The sequence below is a fragment of the Chryseobacterium joostei genome (assembly GCF_003815775.1).
Classification (GTDB): Bacteria; Bacteroidota; Bacteroidia; order Flavobacteriales; family Weeksellaceae; genus Chryseobacterium; species Chryseobacterium joostei.
Map to the genome: position 1 here is coordinate 842457 of NZ_CP033926.1, position 15431 is coordinate 857887.

Sequence of the window (15431 nt, forward strand, 5' to 3'; positions counted from 1 at the left end):
AAAATAACAAAAACGCTCCAATTGGAGCGTTTTACTGATACTAAGATTTATCAGGTATTATTTTTTGATGAACTTATCGGTAGTTTTACCGGCTTTCGTTTCAATATTTATGATATAGCTACCTGCGCTAAGGCTTCTTACATCAACTTTATTCTCAACAATGTTTACATCAACTTTTCTTCCTCCCATATCAAATACTTCAACTTTGTTGATTTTTTCTCCACCTTTAATAGATAAGTAATCTGAAGTTGGATTTGGAGAAACTGTAAGACTCTCTTTCTTAACTGCTGTTTCAGAAGTTCCAAGATTTACTCTATTAACAAGGAATGTATCTATTCCTATAATATCAGAGTTTGCTCCATCTGGACCTCCATTAGTTATAAAATATCTAAATCCAAACTTGGTAGCCACAGGAACAGATCCTACACCACTTATTACAAAACTGTATTTCGTCCAAGTTTTAGGATAAACAAATCCTCCTACTAAATTTGGGTTAATTGAAACCCCAAGATTGGTAAAAGAACCTACATCTGTAGACCCTGTAGAAGGAACCACTGTAGTTGCTGCAGTACTATAGCGCAATTCTAATCTGTCCGGGAAATCTAGTGTCCCGTCTGTTCCCTTTCTAGAATAGAAACTTACTTCATCGCCGTCTTTTACATTAATAGCTGGTGTAATTAACCAATTGCTAATATTCCCAGCTCCTGAAGTACTGTTAAAATTTACAATGGCAAAAGAGTTTGCACCTCCAGCTTGTCCTACAGGAAGAGTATTAACATTTCCGCTACCAAATATAGCATCCTGTAAAGGAAGAGTAAAGCTTCCCGGACCCCACAAAACTGTAGTAGCAGGAGTACTTTGGTTAGTTCTCGTCCAGTCTGCAGGAAAAGCACCATCAAATCCATAGCTGTACACTGTTTGAGCATTTAAAGTGCATAACCCTAAAAAGGCTCCCAATAGTAAAATTTTCTTCATGATAAATTATTTTTTAATTATTGTAAATATATAAAATCCGAACCATACAACCAAATAAACCATTAAAATTTCAAAAAAAACACTAAATAAAATAAATTATACATTCCAATTTAAAAGAAACATTACAGACAATAAATATACAAATGATAATAAATACAAAATTTAAAATCAATAAATATTCTAATTTACATTAATAATATACACGCAAACCAAAGATAATATTATTTAAATTCACTTCTTTATAACCAATAAGATATTCTACTTCGGAATTCAATACTTACACACTCATTATCAGACTAATAAAAACACAAAGCAAAAGCGCCCCATATGGAGCACTTCATTGTTATTAAAAGTTAGGATAATTATTTTTTTATAAATTTTTCGGTAAAATCTCCTATTTCCGTTTCTATATTTAATAAATACTCTCCAGCAGCTAAATTTCTTACATCTACTTTTCCATCTTTTAATGTTACATCAATCTTTTTCCCAACCAGATCATAAGCTCTAACATTTTTGATTTTATTTGACGAATTAACGTGAATAAAGTCGACTACAGGATTAGGATACAGTATTACTTTCTTTTTATTTACACCTGTTTCTTTAACAGACATTACCGTTTCACTATTCACCATAATATTATCAATATAAGCCGTTCCCAATCCATTATTGTGAACAAAGCGTAATTGATCAATATTAAAAGTGGAAGTTGCGGCTCCTGTATAAACCAATACATCATTAAGGTAATATCTAATATCAGTAGCTGTTCCCACTACCTTGATTCTATGCCAGGTATTGGGACTCCAAACTCCAGAAGTGTCTATCAGCCCTAGAATGCCTGACACAGAATTTAAAACTTCGATCTTTCCTGCTTTATCAAAATCCACTCTTACAACATATTTTTCTTCAAGGCTATTTACCCCTTGAAATCCGAAGGTTGCCCCATTAATCTGGGACATATTGATATCAAAAGAAACTGAAAAATTGGTGAAATCCAGTGGCGTTGGCACATTATAAAAACCACCAATAATAGGCTCTGGTTGAACTCCGAAAGTAGCCTCCCTGACGATTTTCAGGGAGTTGTTGCCATGCGTAGCATTATCTACACTGATGGTCTGATGGGTTATATTTTCTGGAATACCTCCTGTTGGAGTGCTGATCCACAAACCTTGTCCGTGAATATTTCCGCTTATAAACCCTTCATTATTTTCAAAGGAAATAGTTTGGGCAGAAGAGAATATCACAAACAACGAAAGTGCAATTGAGTAGTAAGTTTTCATATGGTTTCAAGTTTTGAATAAAAATAAGAACTTTCTACATAAAGTGAAATATCTTTAATCAAATAATAATTAAAGCTTTAAATTTCAATGAATTTAATTTAAAAAACACTATAAAAAATGCTACCTGAACTCTATAATCCTACTCAAAACAAGATAAAAAAATAAGGTATCTCTTTTCAGAAATACCTTATTTTATATTGTAAGTGAATTTAATTACTTTGAATAATTTTCAAAGAACAATGGAATACTTTCAATTCCTTTATAGAAATTAAATAATCCATAATGTTCGTTTGGAGAGTGGATCGCATCAGAATCCAACCCGAAGCCCATCAATACTGATTTAGCGCCAAGAACCTTTTCAAACATAGAGGTAATTGGAATACTTCCTCCACTTCTGTAAGGCAAGACTTCTTTACCAAATGCAGTTTCCATAGCTTGCTTAGCAGCCAAGAATTCTTTGGTATCACTTTGTAGAACGTAAGGCATACCCCCATGGTGAGGAGTTACTTTTACTTTTACCGTATCTGGTGCAATTTTCTCAAAATACTTCGTGAATTTCTCTGTAATTTCTTCCGGAGTCTGATAAGGAACCAAACGCATTGAAATTTTCGCAAAAGCCTTTGATGGAATAACCGTCTTAGCTCCTTCTCCTGTATATCCTCCCCAAATACCATTACAGTCTAAAGTAGGTCGAATAGAAGCTCTTTCCAACGTTGTATATCCTTTTTCACCTTCTACTCCGCTTAATCCTATTGACTTTTTGAATTCTTCAGGATTATCCTTCAGTTTATTCATTTCAGTTCTGTCAGAATCGGAAACTACCTCTACATTGTCATAGAAACCATCAATGGTAATATGCCCGTTTTCATCAATAAGGTTAGCAATCATTCTGGAAAGTACATGAATCGGGTTTGGAACCGCTCCACCATAAAGCCCTGAATGAAGGTCTCTGTTTGGTCCTTCCACCTCTACTTCTACATAGCTTAATCCTCTTAAACCTGTAGTAACAGTAGGTTGTTCGTTGCTGTAGATATGAGTATCTGAGATTAGAATACAATCACAAGATAATTTCTCCTTATTTTCATTCACAAAGTCTCCTAAGCTTACAGAACCTACTTCTTCTTCACCTTCTAAGATAAACTTAACGTTACAAGGAAGCGTATTGGTTTTCATCATCGCCTCAAAAGCCTTCACATGCATAAAGAACTGTCCTTTATCGTCTGCGGAACCTCTTGCAAAGATGGCTCCTTCCGGATGAAGCTCAGTTTTTTCAATATAAGGTTCAAAAGGAGGTTTTCTCCATAGTTCCAACGGATCTGCAGGCTGCACATCATAATGCCCATATACCAATACTGTTGGTAGGTTTGTATCTATAATTTTTTCTCCAAAAACAATAGGATAGCCTTTTGTTTCGCATACTTCAACATTATCAGCTCCTGCATTTCTAAGGTGCTCTGCACATACATCTGCACACTTCAATACGTCATTTTTATAAGCCGGATCTGCAGAAATAGAAGGAATTCTCAATAACTCAAATAATTCATCCACGAAACGCTGCTTGTTTTCGTTAATGTAATTTAATGTCTCTTGCATTGTAAAAATTTGTTTGGTTAAAATTAAAAAAAAAGCCCCGCAGGACCAAGTAAAAAAAGAGGATTTTCTGAACAATTAGGATATTCCACTGTAATGAGCCCATGAACCAATTTTTTAAAATAAAAATGCCCTGTAAAGGAACAGGGCAATTGTATATTGTATACTTATAATTAGTGTTTAGCTTCCGGAGCCTTTTCTGTAGTTTCAGCAGGCTTTGCAGCAGCAGTACTATCTTTTTTAGGAGCCGCAGCTTCAGGCTTAGCAGCCTCTTCTTTGTGTTCAGCAGCAGCTTCATGTCCGTGAGCTTCTCCTCCTCCCTGTACATCATCAGAATATCTTTCTACTCCTTCTTCTAGTTTCAGAGTGTTTTTATTCCCCCCAGCAGGTACTTTTTTACAGCTTACAGCTACCGTTGCAATCGCTAAACATATAATTAATTTTCTCATGCTTAAATTTTAGATTGCCCAAAATTAAGAAATCCTGCTTTTTTCGGCAACATTTTTATACTGATTTTAAAATTATTTTCCCTTTTTTGGATTGTGTAAAAATAAGGTAGTCGTTTCCGCCATCTTTTAATCCATATTTTTTCTTGATTTCTTCAGGCTTTAATGGGTAGTTTTTTGAGATAATATTAAACTGGCTTTTCTTTTTAACATTTTTAGAATCAATAACTTCCATTTCAAAAATACGCCCTGGAAATTCTTCTTTTTTTTCATCAGATGTATAAAGATGGGTATTAGGATGAAGTTTTTTCAATCCAAATTTTTCTGATATTAAATTAAAGATTCCGGTCTTTAAAATGGAATTATTTGGGATATAAATGAACTTTTCAGGTTCGGAATACTCTGATTGGGCATTTTCCTCTTCCCCAAAAGTAAAGCGAAAGGCAGATTCACCACTTTCAAGGTTCACACAATTGCAAATAATATCTTTGTTATTTTCCCTGGATAAAAAGATCACAACTTCTTTTACATCATTTTTCAGGGCAATACTATCAATCCTGAAAATATTGGGTAAAGCTGAGACAAGATATTTCAGATCAATTAGTGGAGAAAGCTTAATGATAACCTGATCCGATATTGATAGTAACTTTTCCTGGATATCAAGGATATTTGGAGAAAGATCCTCCAGAAGAAAGACTTTATTTTTATTTTGGTCCCTGCGTGCCGGATCTAAATAAATGGTATTAAAATTTTCCTGATTTTCATCTAAAAAATCCTCTAATTTCTGATTAATAAATCTTGCCTTCTTTCCTAATATACTCCAATTGTGCTCTACAATCTCTAAAAGCTCTGTATTTTGCTCTACTAAGGTAATATCGTCAAAGTTTTGAGACAGATAATAAGCATCTACTCCGAAACCACTTGTGAGATCTATGAACTTTTTTCCTTTTAAAATCTCAGATTTATAAAGGGCTGTCTTTTCAGATGATGACTGCTCTAAACTAAGCTGTGGAGGGAAAATAATTCCATCTTTCAATAAAAAAGGAAACTTTTTCTCTGCAACCTGCTTTCCTTTGATTTGTTGCACAATCTCCTGCATAGAAACCTCCTGAAATGGTGGTTTTTTCAGCAGTAATGTATGTAAATCTGTATTCAGATTTGCATTGATATAGTTTTGAACGTCTTTATTTAATAGTTTGTTCCCCACAGATTTCACAAATTACACGGATTCTTTTTAGGATCAAATTAATATTTCCGCTTATTTTCTGATAATACCTTTGCCTATTTAATCTGTGTTATCTGAGAAATTTATGGAAAATAATTAAGTCTTATTCGAACATTTCAGCCCAACGAACCGCTTTAATTTCTTTTTCGTTATAAAGTTCTTCAATTGACTTTTTAACGTCTAATTTAGGGTATAAATTAACTCCAATCAGCTTTATCCTTCCCTCTTCAATCCATTGTTGTTCCTGAACGGCATGTTCATAAATCTTTTTCTGGACAATTCCTTGCTTTAAAAGTTCAAGGTATCCGCCTGCATCTTCCATTTCCACAAATAAAGCCCAAGATTTATCTGCTATTTGTTGAGTAATATCTTCAACATAATAACTTCCGTTGGACGCATCTTCAAATACATTGATGATACTTTCATATGCTAAAACAATCTGTTGTTTGAAAGAGATTTCTTCAGAATTGTCTGTACTTCTGCTTACCAGATAATTGTTGGTATATACTGCATCTGCCCCACCAATCATGGCTGCGGCGAGTTCTAAAGTTGAACGAATCAGGTTATTTTCATTGTCTGAAATAGCCTTATTTCTAAAGGAAGTTTCAGTAAAGATATAAGGAACTTCATCCAGATTATATTCCTTGGAAAGCTGATTAAAAACCATTTTAAAGGCTCTCAACTTAGCCATTTCGAAGAAATAGTTACCCCCTATAGCTATTTTGAAGATAAGCTTGTTTAAAATTTCCGGCCCATATGCTTCCACCAGCTCTTTAGTTTTCGCCAAAGCAATACCAAGTTGTTGATAGATGGCAGCTCCTGCATTCTGATGTAAGGAAATATCTACACAAATACTTCTTTTAAATCCTTTTGCAAGTAATTCTTTCGCCAACTGATCATCAATACTTCCTTCTTTTTCATTAAAAACATCAATAAGTGAGAAATACTGATCTTCTTCTCTAGGGCTAATATGTCCCGCCAGATCTTTATTATTGACAAAAATGGTCTTCTCATCAAGATTTTCTACATTCTGATCCAGCAGAAATGCAAATACTTCATCTTCCAGGCTTTCGTGGTATTTAGCCACCAAATGGGTACTTTCTTCCACTTTCGGCAGGTTTGCCAAAGGTTTCTGAACGTCTGTGTAAAAAGGCCTTACCTCTATTCCTTCCAGATTTTCCTTTTCTAAAATAGGGTAAATATCCTCTGTTTTAAGTTGCTTTTTTACTAAATTTTCCCAGGTTGGAAGTGTAGCTGTATCTAACATTAGTTTTATTTAATTTATGAATCAGCAATAGTGAATTTTGCTTTGTAAGTAAAATTAACTATTGCCGTATTCTATTCAATTGTATTATTTTTTCGCGACTTTTGTACTGTCTACCACCAAGATAAAGATTTCTTCATTCGGTTTTTTCATAAAATAATTTTCTCTTGCATATTTTTCTTTTTCTGACTTGTTGTTCATCAGTTTTTTATAAAAAGCATCATTTTTTTCGTATTCTTTTTTATAATACTCCAGTTGCTCTTCATACTTATGAATCTCGCCATTCAGTTCATTAATTACAAGAAATGAGGTTTTATCAAAGAAAACCATCCATACCAAAAACAGACAGATCGTAATGGTATACTTATTCAGAATGTATGTCTGGATAAGTTTAAACGTTTCAGATTTCGGCTGAATGTCTTTGATAAGTTTGTTTTCTTCCATTTTTTTAATGTTTTCTCAACGAGTTTTTAATAACAGTGGTTAAAAAATCAATCGCTACGGAATTCTGTTTCATATTAGGGATAATAAGATCAGCATCATTTTTAGATGGCTCAATGAATTCCTGGTGCATTGGTTTCAAGGTAGTCTGATAACGGTGTAATACTTCGCTCAGATCTCTTCCTCTTTCCTGGGTATCTCTTCTGATACGCCTGATTAGTCTTTCGTCTGAATCTGCATGAACGAATACTTTCAGATCAAATTCTTTGAGTAATTCTTTATTGGTAAGAACCAGAATTCCCTCTACCACCAATACGTTTTTAGGTTCTACAGTTACATGATCTCCTGTTCTGGAATGCGTTACAAAGCTGTAAATGGGCTGTTCAATAGACTCATTGTTTTTTAAAGCTTTAACGTGTTTTATCAGTAATTCAAAATCGATGGACTTCGGGTGGTCATAGTTTAGAGCCTCTCTTTCCGTCAATGTTAGATTTTGATTGTCGTGATAATAATTATCCTGAGAAAGGATATTCATTCCTTCAATATCAAGCTGCTGAAGTATTTTATCAACAACTGTAGTTTTGCCGGATCCTGTACCTCCGGCAATTCCTATTACAAGCATTATTTTTTTGTTTCTTTATAGTTGGTACAAATATACTATTTTAGATAAAATATGGCAATGTAAGACTATTGAGAAATTAAAAGATTAAATAATTAAAAGATTGAAAGGTTTTCGGAAGAAGCTATTATCCTTTATTATATAGCGTTATCACGAATGTTTCACCTGAGAATTCAATAAAAAAATCCGACAATAAATTTGCCGGACTTTATTTTATACGATTTCGCTTGTTAATTCGCGTGAAATTAATTTTTCGTGCATAGGCTTCAAAACATCTAATGAGCCTGTTTTCACGGTGCATTTGCCCTTATAGTGAACAAGCATTGTACATTGTTCTGCCTGTTCCATGGTATGTTTGCATATTTCTATTAAAGAATCAATCACATAGTCAAATGTGTGGATATCATCATTATGCAAAACTAGTTTATAAACATCATCCGTATCATCCAATACAAGGACTTCTTCTTCATACTGACGTTTCGGGTTTTCGTAGTCTTTTATGCTATTATAACAATTCATTATAAGTTATTTTAAACTTCTCCAATTTTATCTGCTAAATTATCAATGGCATTGGGTTGCTCATACACCAATTCCACAAGTTCAACACTCTTATTGTTCATCTTCAATATCTTGAAATGATAGTTTTCAAGATCAAACTCTTGATTTTCCTCAGGAATCTCTTCCAATGCGTGAAGAATAAAGCCAGCCAATGAGTTATATTCACTTTCTTCGGAGAGCGGTAACTTTTTAGGCAGGTGCTCATTGATCTCATCCAAAGGTTGTGTAGCTTGTACCCAATAGGTATTATCAGCTATTTTATCTACTATTTTTTCTTCATCATCTTCTTCATCCTGAATTTCACCTACAAGTTCCTCAAGAATATCTTCCAGAGTAATAATTCCTTCAGTTCCTCCAAATTCGTCGATAACAATTGCTAAGTGCTGTTTTTTCTGTTGGAAAGTCTTCAACAAATCTGAAACTTTTTTACTTTCCACCACAAAAAAGGCATCACGCATCAAATCTTTAAGATCTTCATGATCCAGATCTCCCTTTCTTTTTACAAATTCCCTGATAATTTCCTTAGTATAGAAAATACCGATCACATTATCTATAGAATCAAGATATACCGGAATACGGGAATAGCCGCTATCCATTATCGTATTGATGATATCGTTAACGTCTTCCTCGAAATCGATTGACGTAATGTTCTGTCTGGGAACCATGATCTGCTTGGCAGAATGATCTGTAAAATCAAATGCATTCTTGATGATCTCATAGTTTTCTTCTTCAATCTCACCACTGTCTGCACTTTGTTTTACCAAAAGCTGCAGTTCTTCTGTAGAGTGAATTTCCTGCTCTGATGCCGGATGAATCTTTACCAATCTCAAAAATGTATTGGACATTAAATTCATCAACCAAATAAATGGTTTAAAAACAGTATAAAAAACCCTCAATGGAACAGCTGTTGCCATTGTAGTTGCCTCCGCCTTTCTTATGGCAATTGACTTTGGAATAAGCTCACCAAATACAATGTGCATAATGGTAATTAATACAAAACTAGTCACCACTGAAATAGTGGTAATGGTAGTTTGCGTTAAGTCTATATTTAAGGAGTGGAAGATGTTTTCAACAATATGATGCAGGGCACTTTCTCCTACCCAACCCAGGGCAAGGGATGCCAACGTAATTCCTAATTGTGTAGCAGAAAGATACTCATCCAAATGCTTGATGATATGTTCTGCCTGCTTTGCCATAGAATCCCCTTCTGCGGCTTTTAATTGAATTTGTGAGTAACGAACTTTAACAATTGAAAATTCTGCGGCTACGAAAAAGCCATTTAGTAATACAAGAAATAAGGCCAGCAAAAGCCTGACTATGTCCGAGTCCATTTAGAAGTTATATAAATTTTATTAGGTACAAAGATATGCAAAATATAAATAACCTGAGATAAGTTATTTTAGTCTGTAATTTTTGGGGTAAAAAATGACGCTTCAGGATGTACTTATTTTAGATTTAAAAAAATAATCGGACACTGTATTCATTTTCTATATAAAGAGTAGATTTTTGAATGCTAAATAAGAGTTTTAGCCTCTTCCTTAACAAAAAAAGCATCGATAGTATCGATGCTTTTGATAGTATGTTAAAATAATTCTTACGAATTTTTCAAAGCTTCTGCTCCGGAAACAATTTCCAAAATTTCGTTGGTAATTGCAGCCTGTCTTGCTTTATTGTAGAAGATCTTAAGATCATTTCTAAGCGCTTCTGCGTTATCTGTAGCTTTGTGCATTGCCGTCATTCTCGCTCCATGTTCAGATGCTACTGAGTCTAAGATTGCCTTGAAAACCTGAGTTTTGATAGACTTTGGAATCAAATTATCCAAGATCTCAGCTCTGTTAGGTTCAAAGATATAATCTGTTTCAACCTGTGGCTCTGTATTTTCAGGCATTGAGATTGGAAGAAGCTGTTCTGTAGTTACTTCCTGAGTGGCAGCATTTACGAATTTGTTATAAATAATATAAACTTCGTCAAATTTACCTTCCTTGAAGCTAGTCATTACACCTTCTGTAACATTAGCAACCACATCAAAGTTCAGGTTATCATAAACAGAACTTCCGTTAGCATATACTGCACGATTTCTTCTTACAGCATCATATACTTTTTTACCTACAGGAAGAACTTCAATCTCATACTGAGAATTGTTCTGAAACTGATGGTTAAGTTCTTTTACGATTGAAGAGTTAAAAGCTCCCGCAAGACCTCTGTTTGAAGTAACAGCGATGAAAAGTATTCTTTTAACCTCTCTTTTCTGAGCATATACAGAAACCTGGTCAGGATCAGAGCTAGAATTCACATTCTGGATAAGTTCCTGTAATTTTTCAGAATATGGTCTTAACATTACAATTGCGTCCTGTGCTTTTTTAAGTTTCGCAGCGGAAACCATCTTCATAGCACGGGTGATTTGCATCGTAGATGAAATTGACGTAATTCTGCCTCGTATTTCTTTTAAGTTTGCCATTAATTTGGGTTCAAAGTTTAAGGTCTAAAGTTTAAGGCTTAAAACTTTATATTTTAAACCTTAAACATTGAATTTTTTTAGTTGTATTTAGAAGCTAAATCGTTAGCTGCCTGCTTAAGAACGTTTGTAATATCGTTGTCGATTTTACCTGCTTTAATAGCCGCCATTGTATCAGGGTGCTTAGATCTTAGGAACGCAATATATTCAGTTTGGAATTCTTTTACCTTTCTGATAGGAACGTTTCTTAGCAAGTTCTCTGTTCCAGCGTAGATCATAGCAACTTGGCTATCTACAGGAAGTGGAGAGTTTACCGGCTGCTTAAGAAGCTCTACGTTTCTTTCTCCTTTAGAGATTACAGCTAAAGTAGAAGCGTCAAGGTCAGAACCGAATTTAGCAAACGCTTCTAGTTCTTTATACTGAGCCTGGTCTAACTTTAATGTACCAGATACTTTTTTCATTGATTTGATCTGAGCGTTACCTCCTACTCTTGATACAGAGATACCTACGTTGATCGCTGGACGAACCCCTGAGTTGAATAGATCAGACTCCAAGAAGATCTGTCCGTCTGTAATAGAGATTACGTTGGTAGGGATATACGCAGAAACGTCACCAGCCTGAGTTTCAATGATTGGAAGTGCAGTTAATGAACCACCACCTTTCACGATTGGCTTAAGAGACTCTGGTAAGTCATTCATTTGTCTAGCAATGTTATCATCAGCGATTACCTTTGCAGCTCTTTCCAATAGTCTTGAGTGAAGATAGAAAACGTCTCCAGGGTAAGCTTCACGGCCCGGTGGTCTTCTTAATAGTAGAGAAAGCTCACGGTAAGCAACAGCTTGTTTAGATAAATCATCATAAACGATAAGTGCCGGTCTACCTGTATCTCTGAAGAATTCACCGATAGCAGCACCTGCCATCGCAGAATATACCTGCATTGGAACTGGATCTGATGCATTAGCCGCAACGATTACAGTATAAGCTAAAGCTCCTTTATCAGAAAGAGTTTTAACGATTTGTGCTACAGTAGAAGCTTTCTGACCGATAGCAACATATATACAATATACTGGCTGCCCAGCATCAAAGAATTCTTTTTGGTTAATGATCGTATCGATCGCAACAGTAGTTTTACCTGTCTGTCTGTCACCAATGATAAGCTCTCTCTGTCCTCTTCCTACAGGGATCATAGAGTCAATTGCAACGATACCTGACTGTAAAGGTTCAGTTACCGGTTGTCTGTAGATAACTCCAGGAGCTTTTCTTTCTAATGGCATTTCATATAAATCCCCTGAAATAGGACCTTTACCATCGATAGGGTTACCAAGAGTGTCTACTACTCTTCCTAACATACCTTCTCCTACTTTAATAGAAGAGATTCTGTTTGTTCTTCTTACGGTATCTCCTTCTTTTACTAATTTACTTTCACCAAGTAAAGCAACACCTACGTTGTCTTCTTCAAGGTTAAGTACAATACCTTCTACATCACTAGAAAATTTCACCAACTCTCCGTATTGTACGTTTTCTAACCCGTATACACGAGCAATACCATCACCGATGGTTAAAACTGTACCTACTTCCTCAACGTTTGATTGAGTGTCGAAGTTGGCCAATTGCTGTTTTAAGATCGCAGATACTTCTGCCGGATTTATTTCTGCCATTGTATGGTTGTTTTTCTTAATTTAATTGAAAATCTTTTTTAACTTGGTTCAATTTTGTCTTCACAGACGCATCTACCTGCTGATCACCTACTCTTAAGATGTATCCTCCTAAAATATCCTGGTTGATATTTACTTTCAAATCAAAATTTGAATTAGCATTTACCAAGTCTGTAGATCTTAGGATCTGATCAATATTCTCTTTGGAAAGAGGTGTTGCTGTAGTAAGCGTTACTCTTTGTACACCGTTGATATCTTCAACTTTGTTGATGAATTCCTGAGCAATATTTTTTAATTGGTTTTCACGTCCGTGCTTAATAACCAATGTGATCAAATTCTGGGAAGATGTTGAGAAACCTTTGAAAATTTCGTTTGCTACCTCTATTTTCTTTTTTGCATCAATGTAAGGCGTAAGGAAGAATTTGTTCAAATCCTTAGATTCAATCATAATCTTCACTACATCTTTCATTTCAGAAAATACGGCAGCTGTCTGACCTGATTCATTAGTGAAATCAAGTAAACCTTGTGCGTATCTTTTCGCTACTTTAGATGTAAGCATTCTTAGTTAAGGTTAGATTTGTTGATATAATTTTGAACTAATTCATTTTGAGCCTCAGTGTTATCTAGCTTTTGCTTCAAGATAGATTCTGCAATGTTTACAGATAAAGCACCGATTTGGTTTTTGATGTCTGCCATTGCAGCATTTTTCTCAGCATTGATAGTTTGCTTAGCAGCTTCGATTAATTTATCTCCTTCCGCTTTAGCAGCATCTTTAGCTTCACCTACGATTCTGTCTTTAATTTCTCTAGCTTCTTTAAGGATAGAATCTCTTTCAATTTTAGCTTCACGAATGATTCTTTCGTTGTCAGCTTTAAGATCTTCCATTTCTTTTTTAGCCAATTTAGCTTGGTTTAATGCATCAACGATAGAAGTTTCTCTTTCATTAACAGCACTAACAATTGGTTTCCAAGCGAATTTAGCTAGAAGAAACAATAGGATAACAAAAGTAAGGGTCATCCAAAACAAAAGTCCAATTCCAGGTTCAATAATTCCCATATCTGTAAATTCTTTTTTTAAGTGTTATTTATGGATTGTTTTTTAAAATTCTTAGCAGCAGCCAACCGCTTTACTGCTAAGAATGTTTTTTGAGGATAGATTACTTGATGAAAGCACCAAAGATGATCGCGATAAGACCAGCACCTTCAATAAGACCAGCAGCAATAAGCATTGCTCCTTGAATCTTACCAGCTTGTTCTGGTTGTCTAGCGATAGCATCCATTGCGTGACCACCGATTTTACCGATACCTAGACCTACACCTAGTACTGCTAAACCGATACCTACGTAAATTAATCCTGCTCCTGTTGATAAATCCATGATAAATAAATTATATTAGTTAAAAAATTATTTTAATTTTAATTAGTGAGCGTGCTCTTCGTGACCGTGCTCATGGTCGTGTTCTGCAACTGCAATACCGATAAATAATGCGGATAATACAGTGAAGATATATGCTTGCAATGCAGCAACTAATAATTCCAATACAGAAACAAATAATGCTAATGGAACTGATGCAAACCCTAAGAATGGAGATTTGAAAATGAAGATCAATGAAATGATCGCCAAGATCATAATGTGTCCTGCTGTAATGTTAGCGAAAAGTCGCATCATCAAAGCGAAAGGCTTTGTAAAGATTCCGATAATCTCGATTGGAACCATGATTGGATACAATAAGATTGGAACTGGTGGCATAAAGATGTGCTTCCAGTAATCTTTGTTCGCACTGAATAATGTAATTAATAATGTAATGATACCTAATACAGCTGTGATTGCAATGTTACCAGTAAGGTTAGCTCCTCCAGGAAAGAACGGCACCAATCCGAATAGGTTATTGAACCAGATAAAGAAGAAAGCCGTTAATAAATAAGGCATATATCTTTTATACTTTACTGACCCGATGTTTGGAATAGCCACTTCATCTCTGATAAATACAATTACCGGCTCCATTAATTTCCCAATCCCTTTTGGAAGTTGTGACTTCTTGTAATTTCTCGCCATTCCTATGAACACTACTGCCATAAAAATCACTGACAGAAACATTGAAGCTGCGTTTTTTGTTATTGAAAGATCAAAAAACACTTCGTTTGATTTTTGCTTCCCACTGATGATTGAAAATAAAGTTGCTTTTTCAACACCTTTAGTAGAAACTACTTGTCCGTGCTCTAAAGTATACCCATCATGTTCGTGTCCGTGAGCTATACTGCTTGAAAGAAAAGTATGCCATCCTTCATTATCCTTAATGATAATAGGCAAAGGGATAGAAACGTGATGTTCTTCACCACTATCATCTTTTGTAGTCCATAAATGCCATTCATTTGAATCACCAATGTGCTCCATGATCATCTTGGTCGCATTGAAGCTATCCTGTGCCTCTTTGTTCTCTACTTTTTCAGCTAACTTTTCTCCTTCAGATTCGTGTTGCGCAGAAGCTAAACCACTAATAAACACAAATAAAAATGCGAAAAATAATGAAGAAATTTTTCTGTTCATATCTCTTTTTTAATCGTGTGCAAATATATCGATTTTATTAAACTTTACCAATATTAAAAATTGATTTTTATCATCAAAAAATTCAAGACTTATTAATGAGTTTTATTATAGGTAAATAAATGAGGAATGAAGCCACTATAAAGCAGATCACTATAAAGAGAAAATTAGACTTGGTCTTTTCTATAATTAATAAAGAAATAGCCAGCCAGACAATATCTTTAGTGATATTTACAACAAGAAACTTCATTCCTGCATCAGCTTTACCAAAGAAATACTTTTTAAATATCATATATACTATTATATTAAGAAATACTGCTAATAATATAATAATGAAACAATCTAGAAAATTCATGCTGCAAAAATAAGATTATAATTTTTCAA

General features: G+C 34.6%; 16 protein-coding genes. All 16 read right to left on the reverse strand.

The genetic code is table 11. From position 1 onward, the window contains the following. Positions 1-57: 57 nt before the first annotated feature. The 16 genes from EG359_RS03950 to atpB all read right to left on the reverse strand — a co-directional run bounded on the left by EG359_RS03950 (position 58) and on the right by atpB (position 15050). Positions 58-975, reverse strand: coding sequence for a T9SS-dependent choice-of-anchor J family protein (locus EG359_RS03950; RefSeq protein ID WP_076351719.1), 918 nt, complete (start codon positions 973-975; stop codon positions 58-60). A gap of 362 nt (positions 976-1337) precedes the next feature. Next, the gene (locus EG359_RS03955; RefSeq protein WP_076351717.1) at positions 1338-2252 is read right to left on the reverse strand and encodes a T9SS type A sorting domain-containing protein; all 915 of its coding nucleotides are present in this window, start codon (positions 2250-2252) and stop codon (positions 1338-1340) included. 213 nt (positions 2253-2465) lie between these two features. Next, positions 2466-3845 (reverse strand): dipeptidase, encoded by a 1380-nt coding sequence (locus tag EG359_RS03960; protein WP_076351715.1) that lies wholly within the window; start codon positions 3843-3845, stop codon positions 2466-2468. Between the two features lie 170 nt (positions 3846-4015). Continuing rightward, positions 4016-4291 (reverse strand): hypothetical protein, encoded by a 276-nt coding sequence (locus tag EG359_RS03965; protein WP_076351713.1) that lies wholly within the window; start codon positions 4289-4291, stop codon positions 4016-4018. A 55-nt stretch (positions 4292-4346) separates the two neighbouring features. Continuing rightward, a complete protein-coding gene (locus EG359_RS03970; RefSeq protein ID WP_076352084.1) occupies positions 4347-5495 on the reverse strand; it encodes a class I SAM-dependent methyltransferase in 1149 nt (382 codons plus the stop codon). A 121-nt stretch (positions 5496-5616) separates the two neighbouring features. Continuing rightward, on the reverse strand, positions 5617-6780 hold the full coding sequence (locus EG359_RS03975) for a methylmalonyl-CoA mutase family protein (protein ID WP_076351711.1): 1164 nt from the start codon (positions 6778-6780) through the stop codon (positions 5617-5619). Positions 6781-6864: 84 nt separating this feature from the next. Further along, positions 6865-7221 (reverse strand): FtsB family cell division protein, encoded by a 357-nt coding sequence (locus EG359_RS03980; protein ID WP_076351709.1) that lies wholly within the window; start codon positions 7219-7221, stop codon positions 6865-6867. Between the two features lie 4 nt (positions 7222-7225). Next, the gene (gene udk, locus EG359_RS03985; RefSeq protein WP_076351707.1) at positions 7226-7840 is read right to left on the reverse strand and encodes a uridine kinase; all 615 of its coding nucleotides are present in this window, start codon (positions 7838-7840) and stop codon (positions 7226-7228) included. A gap of 210 nt (positions 7841-8050) precedes the next feature. Continuing rightward, positions 8051-8356 (reverse strand): ATP-dependent Clp protease adaptor ClpS, encoded by a 306-nt coding sequence (locus EG359_RS03990; protein WP_076351705.1) that lies wholly within the window; start codon positions 8354-8356, stop codon positions 8051-8053. 11 nt (positions 8357-8367) lie between these two features. Further along, positions 8368-9726, reverse strand: a complete 1359-nt coding sequence (locus EG359_RS03995) for a hemolysin family protein (RefSeq protein ID WP_076351703.1) — start codon at positions 9724-9726, stop codon at positions 8368-8370. A gap of 263 nt (positions 9727-9989) precedes the next feature. Continuing rightward, positions 9990-10853 (reverse strand): ATP synthase F1 subunit gamma, encoded by an 864-nt coding sequence (gene atpG / locus EG359_RS04000; RefSeq protein WP_076351701.1) that lies wholly within the window; start codon positions 10851-10853, stop codon positions 9990-9992. A gap of 77 nt (positions 10854-10930) precedes the next feature. Further along, positions 10931-12508 (reverse strand): F0F1 ATP synthase subunit alpha, encoded by a 1578-nt coding sequence (atpA, locus tag EG359_RS04005; protein WP_076351699.1) that lies wholly within the window; start codon positions 12506-12508, stop codon positions 10931-10933. A 16-nt stretch (positions 12509-12524) separates the two neighbouring features. After that, positions 12525-13064 carry an ATP synthase F1 subunit delta gene (gene atpH, locus EG359_RS04010; protein WP_076351697.1) on the reverse strand — a complete coding sequence of 180 codons (540 nt, stop codon included), beginning with the start codon at positions 13062-13064 and terminating at the stop codon, positions 12525-12527. A 2-nt stretch (positions 13065-13066) separates the two neighbouring features. Beyond that, positions 13067-13561, reverse strand: coding sequence for a F0F1 ATP synthase subunit B (locus EG359_RS04015; RefSeq protein ID WP_076351695.1), 495 nt, complete (start codon positions 13559-13561; stop codon positions 13067-13069). Positions 13562-13661: 100 nt separating this feature from the next. Continuing rightward, positions 13662-13880 carry an ATP synthase F0 subunit C gene (locus tag EG359_RS04020; RefSeq protein WP_007844726.1) on the reverse strand — a complete coding sequence of 73 codons (219 nt, stop codon included), beginning with the start codon at positions 13878-13880 and terminating at the stop codon, positions 13662-13664. A gap of 42 nt (positions 13881-13922) precedes the next feature. Continuing rightward, the gene (gene atpB / locus EG359_RS04025) at positions 13923-15050 is read right to left on the reverse strand and encodes a F0F1 ATP synthase subunit A (protein WP_076351693.1); all 1128 of its coding nucleotides are present in this window, start codon (positions 15048-15050) and stop codon (positions 13923-13925) included. Positions 15051-15431 lie beyond the last annotated feature (381 nt).